This is a genomic window from Streptomyces sp. NPDC127098, assembly GCF_042722465.1.
GTDB classification, from domain to species: domain Bacteria; phylum Actinomycetota; class Actinomycetes; order Streptomycetales; family Streptomycetaceae; genus Streptomyces; species Streptomyces millisiae.
The window spans coordinates 1-17,031 of record NZ_JBHXFJ010000043.1 but is presented as its reverse complement, the minus strand read 5'-3'; the positions used below and the strand labels follow the sequence as shown (position 1 = coordinate 17,031).

Annotated in this window: 11 protein-coding genes and 2 pseudogenes; 12 read left to right on the top strand and 1 reads right to left on the bottom strand. The window is 75.0% G+C overall.

Going from position 1 to position 17,031, the window contains the following annotated elements; genetic code table 11:
• Window positions 1-131: 131 nt before the first annotated feature.
• Window positions 132-554, bottom strand: a complete 423-nt coding sequence (locus ACFWI8_RS24285) for a nuclear transport factor 2 family protein (RefSeq protein WP_387095100.1) — start codon at window positions 552-554, stop codon at window positions 132-134.
• Window positions 555-772: 218 nt separating this feature from the next.
• Between ACFWI8_RS24285 and ACFWI8_RS24280 the strand changes: the two genes are divergently transcribed.
• The 12 genes and pseudogenes from ACFWI8_RS24280 to ACFWI8_RS24225 form a co-directional block, all read left to right on the top strand.
• Complete coding sequence (locus ACFWI8_RS24280) at window positions 773-1,744, top strand: aldo/keto reductase (protein WP_387095098.1); 972 nt, start codon at window positions 773-775, stop codon at window positions 1,742-1,744.
• Window positions 1,745-1,855: 111 nt separating this feature from the next.
• Window positions 1,856-2,952, top strand: a pseudogene (locus ACFWI8_RS24275) (lactonase family protein).
• Window positions 2,953-3,324: 372 nt separating this feature from the next.
• Window positions 3,325-3,642 (top strand): hypothetical protein, encoded by a 318-nt coding sequence (locus ACFWI8_RS24270; RefSeq protein WP_387095097.1) that lies wholly within the window; start codon window positions 3,325-3,327, stop codon window positions 3,640-3,642.
• Window positions 3,643-3,645: 3 nt separating this feature from the next.
• The gene (locus tag ACFWI8_RS24265; RefSeq protein WP_387095095.1) at window positions 3,646-4,026 is read left to right on the top strand and encodes a hypothetical protein; all 381 of its coding nucleotides are present in this window, start codon (window positions 3,646-3,648) and stop codon (window positions 4,024-4,026) included.
• Between the two features lie 5 nt (window positions 4,027-4,031).
• Entirely contained in the window at window positions 4,032-5,291 is a 1,260-nt protein-coding gene (locus ACFWI8_RS24260) for a hypothetical protein (RefSeq protein WP_387095093.1), read from the top strand.
• A 31-nt stretch (window positions 5,292-5,322) separates the two neighbouring features.
• Window positions 5,323-5,661: a hypothetical protein gene (locus tag ACFWI8_RS24255; protein ID WP_387095092.1), complete on the top strand. Its 339-nt coding sequence runs from the start codon at window positions 5,323-5,325 to the stop codon at window positions 5,659-5,661.
• 17 nt (window positions 5,662-5,678) lie between these two features.
• Window positions 5,679-8,081, top strand: a complete 2,403-nt coding sequence (locus tag ACFWI8_RS24250) for a hypothetical protein (protein ID WP_387095091.1) — start codon at window positions 5,679-5,681, stop codon at window positions 8,079-8,081.
• The gene (gene eccCa, locus ACFWI8_RS24245) at window positions 8,078-12,067 is read left to right on the top strand and encodes a type VII secretion protein EccCa (RefSeq protein WP_387095089.1); all 3,990 of its coding nucleotides are present in this window, start codon (window positions 8,078-8,080) and stop codon (window positions 12,065-12,067) included. Before ACFWI8_RS24250 ends, eccCa begins: the two co-directional genes overlap by 4 nt.
• Window positions 12,064-13,482 (top strand): type VII secretion integral membrane protein EccD, encoded by a 1,419-nt coding sequence (gene eccD / locus ACFWI8_RS24240; protein WP_387095087.1) that lies wholly within the window; start codon window positions 12,064-12,066, stop codon window positions 13,480-13,482. The genes eccCa and eccD overlap by 4 nt, the downstream gene beginning before the upstream one ends.
• A 14-nt stretch (window positions 13,483-13,496) precedes the next feature.
• Window positions 13,497-14,855 carry a S8 family serine peptidase gene (locus ACFWI8_RS24235; RefSeq protein ID WP_387095085.1) on the top strand — a complete coding sequence of 453 codons (1,359 nt, stop codon included), beginning with the start codon at window positions 13,497-13,499 and terminating at the stop codon, window positions 14,853-14,855.
• 3 nt (window positions 14,856-14,858) lie between these two features.
• The gene (eccB, locus tag ACFWI8_RS24230) at window positions 14,859-16,301 is read left to right on the top strand and encodes a type VII secretion protein EccB (protein ID WP_387095083.1); all 1,443 of its coding nucleotides are present in this window, start codon (window positions 14,859-14,861) and stop codon (window positions 16,299-16,301) included.
• A pseudogene (locus ACFWI8_RS24225) lies at window positions 16,298-17,031 on the top strand (hypothetical protein); the annotation flags it as partial. The gene eccB and the pseudogene ACFWI8_RS24225, both read left to right, overlap by 4 nt.

Here is a 17,031-nt window from a genome sequence, read left to right as displayed (position 1 = left end):
CGCAGAGGAGGAAGGCGCCCCCGGCCATGCCGCCGGCGGCGGTGGCGGTCGGGCCGCCGAGCACGGCGTGCGCGTGCCGGGCGTCGCAGTCGGGCACGCCGGCCCGCTGCGCCGCCGAAGGCGTGCGGACCTCAGGGAGCGTCCTTCCGCAACGCCATGAGGAGGCGGTCGAGGTCGCCCCGCGCCGTGTAGGTACGGATCGGGTCGATGTAGTCGCGTGACTCGATGATCCGACCGTCCCGGACCCGCATGACGAAGACGCAGGGCACCTTGGCCGTGGAGTCGTCCGGCAGGGTGAACTCGTAGGCGAACTCGGCGACGATCACCTCGGGATCGGCGGTCTCGTGCACGACGACGTCGACGACCCGCCGCTTCGGCAATGACGCCCGCACCTCCGGCGGAACGGTGAAGTGCTCCCGGAGCGCCCGCCGGCTCGTCAACGGCTCGGACTCCGGCGTCGCCATCGGATGACGCACATCGGTCACCTCGCCGTACAGGTCGGGCAGCTCGTCGAAGTTCTCGTCGGCGACCCCGTGCACGAGCCGGAGAAACACCTCGCGTGGACTCTGACCCCGACTCACAGAAGACCCCCCAAAGTGACACCCACGGACCGTTCGTGAGCATTATGGGTGATCCAGGTGCTGCTTCTGGCCGTCACCGTCGACCGCCCCGGCGTCGGCACCGGCTCGCGACCGCGTGTCAGCGCCCGGTTCCCCGGCTCGGCACCCCATGCTGATCACGGCCGTCGACGTGCCGAGCAGGGGAGCGCGATATGAGGCTGGTCAAGCTGGGAGAGCTGGAGGTCTCCGCCCTCGGGCTGGGTGCCATGGGGCTGACCGAGTACGCTCCGGGCGGCGCGGAGGACGAGGCGGAGGCCGTTCGCGCCGTCCACCGGGCCCTGGACCTGGGCGTCAACCACATCGACACGGCCGAGGTCTACGGCCCCTACGACAACGAGGGACTGGTGGGCCGCGCCCTGCGCGGCCGGCGCGACGAGGTGGTGCTGGCCAGCAAGTTCGGGATCCTCTCACACACCGGCCACGGCCCGGTGGACGGCGGGCGGGCCAACGTGCGGCTCGCCCTCGAGGGGTCGCTGCGCCGGCTCGGCACCGACCACGTCGACCTCTACTACCAGCACGGCGAGGACCCCGACGTGCCCGTCGAGGAGACCGTCGGTGCCCTCGCCGAGCTGGTCGGCGAGGGCAAGATCCGCGCCGTCGGCCTGTGCGAGGTCCGGGCCGACACCATCCGCCGGGCCCACGCCACCCACCCGCTGGCCGCCGTGCAGACGGAGTACTCGCTGTGGACCCGCGGCGCGGAGGCGTGGCTGCTGCCGCTCCTGCGCGATCTCGGCATCGCCCCGGTGTGCGCGGCACCGCTCGGCCATGGCTTCCTCACCGGCCGGATCCGCGCCCCCGAGTACTTCGCCCACCGTGACCGGCGCCGGCACAACCCCCGCTTCAGCGAGGAGAACCTGCGGCACAACCTCCGGATCGCGGACGAACTGGCCGCCGTCGCCGAGGAGTTGGACGCCACCCCGGCACAGGTCGCGCTGGCCTGGCTGCTGGCCCACGGCAGCGACATCGCCGCCGTCCCCGGGGCACGGCGGGCGGAGTTCGTGACCGAGAACGTCGCCGCGGAACGGCTCGCCCTCCCCCACCCGCAGATGGCCCGCCTCAACCGGCTGCCGGCGGCCGCCGGCGCCCCGTTGACCGACGCCCGCACCTGGCGGTTCGGCCACTGACGCGGCCCGCGGCGGTCCCCCGACCTTGACGCCGCGGGGCGCGGCGGGAGGCCTCCTGTCCCGGAAGGGACCGGCCGGCCGACCGGGAGAGAAGAGAGGTACCCCCCTGACATCCGCGCCCCTCACCCGCCGGACCGCCGGCCCGGCGCGCGTCTACCTCGGGGCCTGCACCGGCGACGACGCCGAGCGCGGCCTCGGGGTCGCCCGGGTCGACGACGCCACCGGCGCGCTCCGGCTCGACGCCGTGACGCCCGCGCGGACCCGTCGTTCCTGGGCCCTCGCCCCGTCGGGGCGCGTGCTGTTCGCGGTGCACGAGACCAGCGGCGAGGGCCGGGGGTCGGCGTTCGCGCTCGACACCGGGACGGCGGCGTCACGGGGCCCCTGGGGAGCTGCCCGAGCGGCGGCGGCGCGCCGTGCCACCTCGGCGCGCACCCGGCGGGCCGGCACCTGTTCACCGCCAACTACGCGACGGGCACCGTCGGGATGGTGACGCTCGCGCCGGACGGCGCGCCCCTGGGGGTGAGCCAGGTCGTCCGGCGCGTCGGGTCGGGTCCCGACCCGGACCGGCAGGAAGGACCGCACGCGCACATGGTGCTGACCGACCCGGCCACCCCCGACCGCGTCCTGGCCGTCGACCTCGGCACCGACTCCGTCCACGGCTACGCCTTCGACGCCGCACGCGGCCGGCTGACCGGGGAGCGGGAGACGCGGATGGCACCCGGCTCCGGCCCCCGGCACCTGGCACTGCATCCCCTGGCGGGCGCCGCCTACGTGCTGGGCGAGCTGGACTCCCCCCTCACCGTCTGCGCGTACGACCGGGCCACCGGGGCCCGCACGCCCGGGTCCGTCGTCTCGCTGCTGCCCGCCGGCGCCGCCTCGGCGGGCAACATGCCCGCCGAGGTGCTGGTCTCCTCCGACGGCCGGTTGTGTACGCCTCCAACCGGGGCCACGACAGCGTCGCGGTCTTCGCGGTCCAGGGTCCTGAGGGCACCGGGCTGCGGCTCCTCGGCCACCAGCCGTGCGGCGGACGCGGCCCACGCCATCTGAGCCTGGACCCCGACGAGCGCCGGATGTTCGTGGCGAACCAGGACTCCGGCTCCGTCGCGGTCCTCACCCGGGACCCCGCCACCGGCACACTCGCCCCCTCGGCCACGACGCTGCGCTACCCGGAGGTCGTCTGCGTGCTCCCGACGGCACCGGCGGCCTGAGGCCGGCCAGGCCGCGCGCCCCGCCGCCCCGTTCCTGGGGAATCCGGGGAACGCGCGTCCGGACCCGTGTCCGGATCCATGTCCCGACACGCCGCTGACCAGGCCGGACGCCGGTCGGCTGTCCGGGACAGCCGACGACCGTTGCCCGGCGCCGTTCGACCGCCACAGACTCGATTCCGCCACCGACGGCCGAGTTCGAGCCGCCGGTGGCGGGGTCGGCGCGCGGGGCAGGCGCCGCCCACGTGCTGGACGGGCTGTCACCGGCCGGGAGACGGACGCGGACGCGGCGGGCGCGCTGACCGGCGCCCTTCCGGTTCCCCGCGCGACGACCGACCCGGCGCGGAAAGCATCGACAACGAAAGGCAGGGGGACATGGCGTACGGCGGCGACATCATCAGGTTTGCCAACGAGGGCCTTGACGCGATCCAGACGCAGACGAGGAGCCAGCAGGAGCAGTACACCGAGATCTGGAACAACGTGCACACGCAGCTGCTCGGCCTCGTCGAGCAGGGGCAGGTGGACGCCAGCATCGGGCAGGTGCTCAACGAGCGCGACGAGCAGTTCCGCCGCGAGTCCGCCGGGTTCGACGACAGCGTGATCGCGCAGAACACCGCGCTGCGCGACGTGCAGACGATCGGCAACGAGGGCGGCGCCGCGATGGTGCGGGCGGCCATGGGCGGCGGACGCTGAGCCATGACCGAATCACGCGACGTGGAGCTCAACCCCGGCGCGGCGCGGCAGGCGGGGGATCACGCCCGGGACAGCGAGCGACTCGCCGCGATGCGTGCGGCGTTCGGCGGTGTCGGCGGCGCCCGCGGGCTGTTCGGTGACGTGCCGGGCGGCGACCTCGCCGAGCAGGCGCTGGAGTCGGCCGCCGCCACCATGGCGGACGAGCTGGGCCGGACCGGGCTGACCGTGCAGGACATCAGCGACAGCGCCTATCTGATGGCCGAGATCGCGGACGAGACCGACCAGGCGGCGCACGGCCGGCTCGTCGCGGCGGGCGAGGCCGCCCAGCGCCGGTCCCCCGCCCCGGGCGGGGCGCCGGCGCCCTCGACGAACGGAACGGAGTGAGTGCGATGGCGACCGACGAGGAGTTCATGGCAGTCATCGCACGCATCCTCAGCGCCCAGCACGTGTCGATCCACGCGGTGGCCGAGGCGTGGACCGCCCTGGCCACCGCGGGGACCACCGAACGGGACCGGCTCGCGAGCGCCGCCGCGAACGCCGAGGCCGAGCGGGGCGTCGGTCTAGCCGAGCTCGCCGACCGGCTCGGCGGGACGGCGGCCTGGGCCGAGGGCGCGAGCGCCGTGGCCCAGCAGGTCGCCGGCCAGCTGCGCACCGCGGGCGAGGCGGCGGCCCGGGCCACGGAGCGGGCGTTGACGCTGCTCGTCGAGTACGAGGCGGCCCAGGTCGACCTGCCGGCCGACGCGATCAGCCCCGCCATGGTGAGCGCGGCGGCGCGCGGAGAGGCGGAGCAGGAGCGGCTGCTCGCGGAGGCCCGCGGCGTGCTGGACCAACTGAGCCAGGACGTGAGCAGGGTGACCGGCGGCGACGCGCCGGCCTCGCCCGAGCGGAGCGGCACGGTCAGGGCGGACGCGTCCCGGGAGACCGCGTCGAGAAGCGACGACCAGCGCGCCACGACGGATAACAGGCCGAGACCCCAGCGGCCCGATCCGACGGCGGACGACCGGGACAACCTGATCGAGGGACACCCGCCGTCCCCCAACGCCCAGACGACAAACGGGGAGTACCCCTCCTATCTCTCCGTGCAGGGCCCGGAGGCCGGCGAGTTCGACGGCTGGGTGCAGAGCCCCAACACCGGCTACCTGGTCGATCCGGCGACGGGCCGCGAGTTCGACCCGGGCGGCGGCCGGTGGATCGACCCCGTCACCGGGCTGCCGTTCGGTGAGTCGACCGAGTACGCGACCCGGCTCTCCGGGCTCGGCACCGGGCCCAGCGCGATGGCCACCGGCGTCGGCCTCGGCGCGCTCGGCGGCGCGGGCGCCGTCGGCGGAGGCGGCGGGCTCGGCGGTCTTTACGGCGGGGTGCTGCCGCCGAGCGTGGCCCACCCGGGTCCCGCGCAGCAGCAGGTCATCCGCGAGGCGCAGCGCAACCTGGGCCAACGCGCCGCGGTCGCCCAACGGTTCGCGATGCGCGAGGCGGCGCAGGGCGGTCGTCCGTTCGCCCCGCCACCGGGCGCGATGGGCGCGGCGGGCCGGTCGAACGGTGAAGGGTCCCGCGAGTCGGGCCGGCAGGGCCGGCCCACCGACCTCACCGAGGACCCCGAGGTGTGGTCCGCGCACCGGCGGGCCGCCAACGGCGTGCTGGGCGAGTAGACGAGACGAGCAGGCTGGAGAGGGGAAAGCCGTGTCCGATGACGGTCTGTGCTTCATCCCGGAGCGGTTCCGGGAGTCGGGCCGGATGAGCCTGGACGCCGCGGAGGAGGCGGAGGTCGTGCGCCGCCAGCTGGGCAACGCCCAGCCGGAGGCCGGCCGCTTCGGCGGCGCCGACGCCTTCGTCGCCTCGCTGAACGCGACCCGCGACCGGCAGCGGCGCGAGGTGGGGCAGGCGGCCGAGGGGCGGGAGAACATGTCCGACGCCGACCACCGGACCGCGGACATCGGCGAGGAGACGGACGTGGCCGCCGAGGCGGCCGTGGTCCGGGCCGACACGGCGGTCGCGCGGGCGATCGCCGACGGGATATAGGGGGACGGGGGTCCGCCATGGACGTCACATTCACCAGGGCCGATGTGGAAGCGGCGAGCAGCGCCAAGCCGTGGACCCACCGCGAGGAGTTCGCCGCCGAGGTGGACACGGACCACATGGCGGACACCGCGTCGATCTTCGCGCGGGCCGCGCGGGGGGCGGAGACCGCCGGTGAGCTTTCCCAACGCGCGACGGAGATCGGGAAGCAGGCGGGCGCGCTCAACGGCGCCGCGTTCGTCGAGGACGACCGCGTCGACGAAACCGCCGCCGGCCTCCAGGGAAACGGCGAGGGCATCGACAGGGTCGTCCGGATGCTCGTCCGCGCCATGAACCACGCCACGGACACCAGAGAGGAGGTGGACGCGCAGATCGACGGAGGAGGGGGGAAAGCCGGCATGCAGCAGATCCTCGAGCGCAACTCGACGGCGGCGGTGCGGACGTGGGGGCAGGCCCAGCAGTTCTTCGCGAGCCAGCCGGTGCCCGCCGTCGGCCTGGCCAGGCCCGCGCTCGCCTCGGCGGTGCCCCGGTTCCTCTTCAACAACGTGGAGTACGAGGGCGTGCTCTCGGGAAACGCGTGGACCCCTCCGCCGAACCTTCCCACCGACATCCGCGAGTCCTACCTGAACATGACGGCCGACGAGGCCCACTGGGCGGACGAGGAGATCACCGACGCCATCCGGCAGTACCGGCAGAAGCTGGCCGAGTACGGAACCGCGCTGGAGGAGGCCGGTTTCGACACGTCCCAGGGACCGTTGGGGATCTGGCGCAGCGACGAGATGGCCGCGTTCAACGCCGCCGAGGTGAAGCGGCTCCTCGCCGAGGGGAACCCGGACCCCGAGCTGCTGGCGCGCTACACGTCCGGGCTCAACAGCGTCGCGGAGGACGTGGACGCGAAGGACGGGGACAAGACCCCGACGCCCGAGCAACAGGCGTACCTGAACGCGTTCTTCCGCGATATGAGCACGGACGACCTGCTCGGGATCGGGCGGCTCGGCGACTCCTACAAGGACTTCCGGAGCTCGGTCGCCAACGGTGTCATCGCCGCCTCGACCGGTCCCGAACCATTGAGCCAGGTCCGGGAGTTCTTCGAGGACAAGCCGATCTCCGACCAGGGGAAGGACGGGCGGAGCGTCAGGCTCCAGGCCGAGCGGTTCGACGAGTTCGGCGCGCTCCTGAGCCACAGCACGATCACCCCGAACGAGAACTTCAGCACGTCGCTGATCAACGCGGCCATCGACGCCCGGAAGGACTACCAGTCCACGTCGACGACCTTCGCGCTCACCCCGCTCGAAGGAGCCGACACCTTCCTGTCGCTGGCCGCCAGGAACGAGGACGCCGCCGCGACCTTCCTGAGCGACAAGAACCAGATCGGCCGGCTGCTCGACCCGTCCCTCAGCTCGTCCTGGGCGGACGGCGGCCGGGCCGTGGGCGACCTGATGCGGGCCGGCACCCTGCCCGAGGGCGAGACGTTCACCGCTGCGGAGGCGAACAGGCTGAACGCCGGCCACACCCTGATGCAGTACGTGGCGGACAACGCCGACGACTATGTCGACAACCGGCGGGAGTTCGCGCCGGGGGCCGCGGACGCCCTCACGAACATCGCGGGGAACAGGGAGTACCTGAACCGCCTCTCCGCCGTCGCCACAGCGGGCCCAGACGAACCCCCCGTGACCCGGAGCGACGGGTTCCCGCTCTCGGCGAACGAGCGAAGCAATCTGTTCTCGGTGCTGCTGGACCCCAGCCGACAGAATGCCGAAGCGTTCAGATCCCAGGTCGGCGACTACATCGAGCATCGGGCGCGGAGCGTTTTCGAAGGCGCCCCGGGGACCGGAACGGTGCCCGCCGAGATCCGGCAGCTCGGTCAGCTGAGCGGCGCCGTCACCAACGCCGAGTTGGCCGCGGCATACCGGGAGGACAAGCGGAGCGACGAAGTCGCGAAGCAGAGTTACCAAGCGGTGAAGACAGGGCTCTCCATAGCCGGCGAATGGAACCGGGCTACCGCAGTGGTGGACGGGGCCTCGAATCTCGTCAGCGAGCCCGAGCCCACCGCCGAGAGGAACGACGAACTGCGCCGCTACTGGGAGAACCGGCGGGGTGACACGGAGGAGCTGCAAAGAATCTACGACGTCGCGCGGCGCACCGGATATGAGGGAATGGACGACACCCCGGCCGGTCGCATCATCCCGTACAACGGCGAGAAGTGGGACCTGGATCCGCAGCAGTGGGAACAGATCGGCACCTCCACCGGCCGGAACCAACGGCAGGCAATCACGGACGCCCTGGGCCCCCTGAGCGACCACTTCCACGATGAGCGCGTCGACGAACTCGGGCGGGAGGGCGTCGAGAACGACTACGACGGCCAGCAGGAGGTCTCGGAAGTGACCAGCCGGGGGGACGAAAACTGGCGGAGCCGGCAATGAGCGGGCCGACGACCGTGGTGCGGCGGCCGGCGCGGGTGGCGCGTCCTGTGGTGCCGACGAAGGAGCTGGTGCTGAAGCCACCCCCGCTGCTGCCGAAGCCGGAGGAGGCCAACATCTGGCTGACCGTGCTGCCCGCGCTCAGCGGCTTCGGCTCGGTGTTCTACATGCTGGCGATGCGGCGCGGCCCCATCGGCTACATCGTCGGCGGGCTGTTCCTGGTGTCCTGCGTCGCGATGGTCGTTGGGTTCCTGATGCGGCAGCGCGGCACGGTGAAGGGCCAGGCCCGCAACGACCGGCGCGAGTACCTGCGGCACCTGGAGCGCACCAGGACCGAGGTGCGGCGCACGGCCGAGGCGCAGCGCGAGGCGCTGGAGTGGGGCGCGCCCGAGCCGCGCCAGCTGTGGTGCCTCGCCGACAGCCGCCGGCTGTGGGAACGCCGCAGCGGCGACCCGGACTTCGGCGTGGTGCGGGTCGGTCTCGGCCCGCACCACCTGGCGCGGCCGCTGGTTCCCGGCGAGTCCGCGCCCGTGGAGGACCTGGACCCGCTGTGCGCCGCCGCGCTCAAGCGGTTCGTCACGACGTACTCGGTCGTCCCGGACCTGCCGGTGCAGGTCGCGCTGCGGCGCTTCGCGGCCGTGTCGGTCACCGACGACGAGGAGCGGGCGGCGGCGCGGGCGTTGTTCCGCGCGATCATCGCCCACGCGGTGACGTTCCACTCCCCGCGGGACCTGCGGGTCGTGGCGTGCGTCCGGGACGTCGAGGGGCCCGAGTGGGGGTGGCTGAAGTGGCTGCCGCACCTCCAGCACCCCGACGAACTGGACCACGTGGGCCCGGTGCGGATGATCCACCCGTCGCTGGCCGTGCTGGAGGAGTGGCTGGGCACCGAGCTGAGCCGCAGGACCCGGTTCCACCGCGGCGCCACGCCCGACCCCGACCTCCCGCACCTGCTGGTCGTCCTGGACGGCGGCCTGGTCGGCGGCGGCGAGGCGCTGCTCGACCCCAACGGCATGCAGGCCGTCACGGTGCTCGACGTGGACGGCCAGGCCGCCGCGCTGACCGAGGCGCACGGCGTGCGGTTCGAGATCCGGGAGACGACGCTCGCGGTCCGCGCCGGCGACACCGTCGACGACCTCGGCACCGCCGACACGCTCACCGTGGCCGAGGCGGAGGCGCTGGCGATGCAACTCGCCCCCTGCCGCGCGGACGTGGACACCACCGGGGACGCCGAGGACCTGACGACCACCGTCAACACGCTGCCCGCCCTGCTCGGCATCCAGGACCCCGGGCACCTCGACCTCGACACCCTGTGGCGGGCCAGGCCCATGCGGGACAGCCTGCGGGTGCCCATCGGGGTGTCCGCGGACGGTGGGCTGCTCGAACTGGACATCAAGGAGTCGGCGCAGAGCGGCATGGGCCCGCACGGCCTGGTGGTCGGCGCCACGGGCTCTGGCAAGTCCGAGCTGCTGCGGACCCTGGTGCTCGGCATGGCGGCCACGCACTCGCCCCAGCAGCTCAACTTCGTCCTGGTCGACTTCAAGGGCGGCGCCACCTTCGCCGGCATGGCCGAGCTGCCGCACGTGGCGGCCGTCATCACCAACCTGGAGGACGACCTCAGCCTCGTGGACCGGATGCGGGAGGCGCTCTCCGGCGAGATGAACCGCCGGCAGGAGGTGCTGCGCGACGCGGGCAACCTCGTCTCCGTCCGGGACTACGAACGCGCCCGCCAGCGCGGGGCCGAACTGCCGCCGCTGCCCAGCCTGTTCATCGTCGTCGACGAGTTCTCCGAACTCCTCACGCAGAAGCCGGACTTCGCCGAGCTCTTCGTCCAGATGGGCCGGCTCGGCCGGTCGCTCGGCCTGCACCTGCTGCTGGCCTCGCAGCGTCTGGACGAGAGCAAGCTGCGTGGACTCGAGGCCCACCTGTCCTACCGCGTCGGCCTGCGCACGTTCTCCGAGGCCGAGAGCCGCACCGCCATCGGCGTCCCCGACGCCGCGCGGCTCCCCAGCGCCCCGGGACACGGCTACCTCAAGACCGACACCACCACCCTCAGGCGGTTCCGCGCCGCCTACGTCTCCGGCGCCTACCGCACCGGCGACGACGGCGCCTCGGCCGTGCTCGGCGGCAGCACGGACATCCGGCCGTTCCGCGCCGGCTACGTGCCGGTGCCCGTCGACGAACGCCCGCCGGAGCCCGAACCGGAGCCGGCGCCCGACGAGTTCGGCGACGGCGAGGACCCGGGCAGCACGGTGCTCAACGTGATGGTCGGCCAGATGGCCGGCCAGGGGCCGCAGGCCCACCAGGTCTGGCTGCCGCCCCTGGACCAGCCCGAGCCCCTGGACGCGCTGCACGCCGAGCCCGCCGGACGGTCGCGACGCGCCGGCGACGACGCGGGGTTGACCGCCGTCATCGGCGTCGTCGACCGGCCGTTCCACCAGCGTCGCGACCCGCTGGAGCTGGACCTGGCGGGTGCCGGCGGCCACGTCGCGGTCGTCGGCGGCCCGCACAGCGGCAAGTCGACGGCCGTCCGGTCGCTGATCGCCTCCCTCGCGCTGCGCCACACGCCGGCGGAAGTGCAGTTCTACTGCCTCGACTTCAGCGGCACCCTGTTCCCCCTCGCCGGGCTGCCACACGTGGGCGGCGTCGCCGGGCGGCTGGACGCGGAGGTGGTCAACCGGACCGTCGCCGAGGTCCTGGAGGTCATGGAGGCCCGCGAGACCCGCTTCCGCGAGCTCGGCATCGAGTCGATGGCCGCCTACCGTCGCGCCCGCGCCGAGGGGAACCACACCGACGACTCCCACGGCGACGTCTTCCTGGTCGTCGACGGCTGGGCGGTGCTGCGGCAGAACTACCCGGAGCTCGAGCAGACGTTGACGGCCGTCGCCGGCCGGATGCTCACCTACGGCGTCCACCTGGTCGTCACCGGGAACCGCTGGCTCGACATGCGCATGGGTCTACGCGACCTGCTCGGCACCAAGGTGGAGCTGAAGCTCGGCGACGCCCTGGACTCCGAGGTGGACCGCAAGGCGCAGCGCACCATCCCCACCGACCGGCCGGGCCGGGGCATCACCCACGAGAAGCTGCACTTCCTCACCGCCGTCCCCCGGGTGGACGGCGTCCGCTCCGCCGCCGGGCTCGCCGAGGGCGTGGCGCGGCTGGTGCGCCACGTGGACGACGCCTGGTCGGGCGGCCGCGCCCCCGGGGTCCGGCTGCTGCCCACCAGCTTCCCGGCGGAGGACCTGCCGGCGGCCGCGACCGGGCAGCCCGGCGTGACCATCGGCGTGGAGGGCAACCGCCTTGAGCCGGTCGTGCTCACCCCTGGCGAGGACGCCGGGCTGATCGTCATCGGCGACAGCGAGTCGGGGAAGACGTCGCTGCTGCGCGGCATCGCCCGCCAGATCACCACGACCCGCACCCCCGAGCAGGCCAAGCTGATCATCCTGGACCACCGCATGACCATGCTCCGCGAGTTCGACGGGCCCAGCCTGCTCGGCTACTCCGCCTCCCACGAACGCTCACTGGAGGTGGTCGGCGGCCTCGTCGAAGGGCTCAGGAAACGCCTCCCGGGCCGCGACGTCACCCCGGAGCAGCTGCGCGACCGCTCCTGGTGGACCGGCCCCGAGGTCTACCTCCTCGTCGACGACTACGACCTCGTCGCCACCTCGCGTGGCAACCCGCTCAAGGCGCTCCTCGACATGCTCCCGCAGGCCCGCGGCATCGGACTCCACCTCGTCGTCACCCGGCAGGCCGGCGGCTCGGCCCGCGCCGTCGCCGACCCGGTGCTCGGCCGCCTCAAGGAACTCGGCACGCCCGCCGTCCTGCTCAGCATCCCCAAGGACGAGCTGCCCCTGTGGGGCATCAAGCCGGCGCAGCGCCCCAAGGGCCGCGGCCTGCTCCTGCACCGCAGGCTCGGCAACGTCCCGGTGCAGCTCGTCCGCGCCGACTCGCCCCTGACCACCCTCGCCCAGCCCACCGGGACCCCCTCATGAGCGGCAGCCTCACCCAGCAGCAACCGACGTCCACGGGCGCGACGTTCGTCCGGGTCGGCGTCGCGGGCCCCACGGGCCGCGCCGACCTGGCCGTCCCGGCCACCGTCCCGCTGGCCCGACTGATGCCGGCCCTCCTGCGACACGCCGGCCAGGATCCCGGCCCCGACGGCGGGGTCCGGCACGGCGGCTGGGTGCTGCGCCGCGCCGACGGCACCCGGCTCGACACCGCGGGCACGCTCGCCGGCCAGGACGTGCGCGAGGGCGACCTGCTGTTCGTCGGGCACGGCACGGACGACGCCACGGCGCCGCTGTACGACGACGTCGTGGAGGTCATCGGCACGGACGCGGTCCGCGCCGCCTGGCCCACCGCCGCCACCCGCCGGGTCACCGGCGCGCTGGCCACCGGGGCCGTGCTCACCGTCTGCGGCGCGCTCGACGCGGCGCCGGGACCGCTGTCCGGCTGGCTGGGCCTCGTCACGGCCCTGTTCGCACTCGTCGTCGGGGTCCTGATGTCCCGGGCCTTCGCCGACCCGCCCGCCGGCACCCTCGCCGTCGTGCTGGCGGCGCCGCCGGCCGTGCTCGGCGCGGTCCGGCTGCTCGGCGGCGAGCCCGGGATCCTCACCGGCGGCACGGCCGGGCAACTGCTCCTCGCCTGCGGGGTGCTGGCCCTGATCGGGGCGGTCGGGCCGCTGCTGGTGGAGGGCGGCGACGGGACGTTCGCGGCCCTGGTGGTCACCGGGCCGCTCGCCGCGACCGGGGCGCTGGTGTGCGCGGTCTGGGACGTTCCGCCGGCGAGCGCCGCCGCCGTCGCCGCCCCGCTCGCCCTGGCCCTCACCACCCTGTGGCCCACGCTCGCCGTGCGCCTGGCCCGTATCCCCGCCCCGCAGATCGCGGCCACCGTCGAGGAGTTGGAGGCGTTGCCGAGCCAGCTCGAACACGACCGGCTGCGGGCCAGGATCGGCGCCGCCCGGCGGCTGCTGCTCGGCATGCTGGCCGGCAGCCACCTGGTGGCCGGCGCCGGCGCCTGCGTGCTGTTCGCCTCGAACCGGCTGTGGCCCGGCGTGCTCGGGGCGGTGCTGGTGCTGCTGACGCTGATGCGTTCCCGCCTGTTCAGGGAGCCGGCCCAGGTCGCCGTCCCGCTGGCCACCGCGCTGCTCGCGGCGGGCGGCGCCGCGTTCGCCTCGGTGACCGGCCACTTCGGCGAGCGGGCCCCCATGCTGGGCGTGGTCCTGCCGGTCGCGCTGCTGACCGCCCTGGTGACCGGGGCCGTCGGCGTCCTCGCCGGCCGCGTCCCGCTGAACCCCCGGCTCTCCCGCGCGATCGACGTGCTGGAGACGACGCTGCTGCTGTCCGTCGTCCCGCTCTGCCTCGCCGTGTGGGACGTCTACTCCACCGTGCTCGACCTGCGGCCGTGAGAGAGGTGACCACGGTGAAGCGGAAGCGGGAGCGGCGGCGGCCGTCGCCCCGCGCGGCTCTGGCCCTGGTCGCCGCCGCGGCCTCCCTCCTGACCGTCCCCGGGCTCGCGCCACCGGCCGCGGCCACGCCGTGCCGCACCCAGGTCGTCGAGGACGACCTGGGGGAGAACACCGGCCCGCACCGGCTGATCGGCCAGCTCGGGCTGCGCCAGGCGTGGGACCTGTCCACCGGCGAGGACGTCCTCGTCGGCGTCGTCGACTCCGGCGTCGACGCCCGCCACCCCGACCTGGCCGACGGGGCGGTCGTCAGGGGCAGCGAGTTCACCACGGTGGCGACCGAACGCGCGGCCCGGCGCGGCACGCCGCCGCCCGAGCAGGACTGCTCGGGACACGGCACGGCCGTGGCCGGGCTGATCGCGGCCCGCCGGGCGGCGGGTGACCGGATGACGGGCGTCGCCCCCGCCGCCGTCGTCTACCCCGTGCGGCTCGACGGCACGGTCGAACAGGTGCCGCCCGAGACCATCGCCGCCGCCATCGACGACGCCGTCGCGGCGGGCGTCGACGTGCTCAACCTCTCCTTCGGCCGCCCGGTCGACGACCCGCCGGTCCGGGAGGCGGTGGCCGACGCGCTGGCCAGCGACGTCGTCGTGGTCGCCGCCGCCGGCAACGAGGGCGACCAGGGCCCGGCGGGTGGCCTGATGTACCCGGCCGCCTACGACGGCGTGCTCGCCGTCGGCGCGGTCACCGACGACGGGCAGCCCATGGAGTCGTCCAACACCGGCGACTGGCTCGACCTGGCGGCCTACGGCGACACGCTGACCGTGGTCGCCCCGGAAGGCTCCGGCTACCGCGTCGAGTCGGGCAACAGCTTCGCCGCCGCGCAGGTCTCCGGCGTGGCCGCGCTGGTCAGGGCCCGCTTCCCCGAGCTCACCGCCCAGGAGGTGGCCCGGCGGCTGACGGAGACCGCGTCGCCGGTCGGCGGCGGCCCCAACGAGGCCACCGGAGCCGGCATCGTCGACCCCTTCGGCGCCCTGACCTACCTGGGGCCGAGCGAGGCCGACGACCGGGAGCCAGGGGCCGACCCGGGCGGTGCCGGCGCCGTCGCCGTCCGCCCCGTCCCGCCCGACGAGCCGCTGGTCGGCGCCGCCACCGCCACGGCCCTGACGTGGAGCGGCGCGCTGCTGCTCGCCGTCGCGCTCAGCCTGCTCGGCGTGCCCGCGGTGCGCCGGGCCACCGCACGCGGCTGGCGCGCCTGGCCGGGTCCTGAGGACCGCCGGACGGCGCCCGCCACGCCCCGGCGCGCCGCCCCGAGCCTGCGCTGGCTCGACGGCGACGACGCCACCACCACGCCGCGCGACGGGAAAGGGGACTGACGGATGGCCACGACACGCGAACGGGCGGACGCGTACGCCTACGACCACCTCCGCAGAAGCACCAGCGTCTTCCGCGGCACGGACGAGGCCGTCCTCGACCCGCGCCGCCGGCTGAACCGGGCGCTGGCCGGCGGCACGGCCCTCGCCGTCCTGATCCTGGCCGGCTTCGGCATCGTCGGCTGGCTCGGCGGCGGCCGGGGCCCGGCCCTGCCCACGGCCGGCGCCGTCGTGGTCGGCGACGACGGGGACAGCTACGTCGTCAGCGACGGGATCGTGCACCCGGCGCTCAACCTCAGCTCGGCGCTGCTGGTCGGCGGCGGCGAGCTCACCAGGGTGCGGCAGGCCACCCTCGACCAGGCGCCGCGCGGACTGCCCGTGGGCATCCCCGGCGCCCCGGACGCGCTGCCCGGCGCCGACCAACTCGTCGACGACGACTGGACGTTGTGCGTCACCCCGGCGGAGACCGAAGGACCGCCGACCGAGACCGCGCTGTACGTGTCCGTGCCCGGCGTGGCGCCCGGCGACGGCACGGCGGGTAGCACGGTGCTGGCCAGGACCGACGACGGCGGTCTCTGGCTGCTCGCCGAGGGCCGCCGGTACTCCCTGACCGAGGCCGTCCGCGACCTGCTCGGCCTCCAGCGCGTGCGCGCCGTCCCGCTGCCGCGGGAGGTCGTCGCGACCGTGCCGGAGGGGCCGGAGATCACCGTCCTGGACTCCGGCGGCGCCGGCCGCGCCCCCGAGGTCGAGCTGCCGTTTCCCGCCGAGGTCGGGGACCTGGCCCACACCGGGACCGGCGGCGCGGAGCCGCAGTACTACCTGGTGCGCCCGGACGGCCTGCTGTCCGTCTCCCCGCTGGTGCACGCGCTGCTGGGGGCCAGCGCGCCGGCGGACCACGAGCTCAGCGGCACCCAGGCGGCCGCGGCCCCACGCTCCGAGGAGCCGGCGCCCGGCGACGCGGCGTGGCCCGACGCCCGGCCCGCGGCGGAGGAACCGGGCCGCGACCAGCCGGTGTGCGTGAGCACCCCGCCCGGCAGCCGACCGGGCGACGCGCCCTGGCAGGCCACCGTCCACCTGCCGGAGGCGATGCCGGAGCCGCCCGGGCTCACGCCGGTCAGCCCGGCGAACGGCGACCGCCTCGGCCTGCTCAACGCCGTCTACCTGCCGGCCGGCGCCGGCGCCGTCGTGCTGGCCACCACCTCCGGGGGCACCGGCGGCACCCACCTGCTGATCACCGACGCCGGGACCGCCTACCCGTTCGCCTCCCCCGACGCCGTTCGACGACTGCGCTACGCGCCCGAGGACGCGCCCACGATGCCGGGCGCCTTCGTGGACCTGCTGCCCGCGGGCCCGGTGCTCGACCCGAGCGCCGCCGCCGAGGAACAGCGCACCCCGACCGCGAGCGAGGAAGCAACGGGCGAAGAGAGCGAAGAGGAGGTGGCGCCATGAGGCTCCGCACCGCGTGGACACGCTTCGGCCGGGCCCGGCTGGTGGCCGTGGAGAGCGGCCTCGCCCTGCTCGTGGCCGGGCTCGCGCTCCACGACCATCGGGGCTGGGCCCCGGCCGCCGCCGGAGTCCTGGTCCTCACCGGAGCGCTGCTGCGGCGCCGGGGCGCCTTCGCCGACCGACGGCTGCTCGACCGGCTGCGGAACGACGCCTTCGCCCCCGCCGCCCCCGCCCCGCCCGCCCCCGACTTGGGGCAGGAGCGGCTCGGGCTCGCGCACACGCTGCTCCGCACTCTGGACGTCACCGAGGTCGCCGACCGCAACCTGCCCGCCGACGTCCCCGACCTCGGCGTGCTGTCCGACGGGCGCGGCTGCGCCGCGGTCCTCGCGTTCCCCGCCGGCACGCTGCCAGGACTGCCCGCCGCGATCGTCCGCGACTGGCTCGACAGTGACCCGGCGCGGCCGGCCGCCGCCCAGCTCGTCGTCGAGCAGTTCGGCCTGCCGCCCTGGGACTTCCAGCACGGCTACCAGCCCACCGCCGCCTACCGACAGCTGCCCGGCGGCCCCCGGCCGGTCGCCGTGCGCTCCTGGCTGGTGCTGCGCTGCGAGAGCCTCGGCACGCCCGACGCCGCCGAGCGGCGGGGCGGCGGCACCGCCGGCGCGCGCGCGGCGACGGCCGCCGCCCCCCCCCGCGGCCGGGGCCGCCACGCCGCGGCCGCCGCCCCCCCCAACTC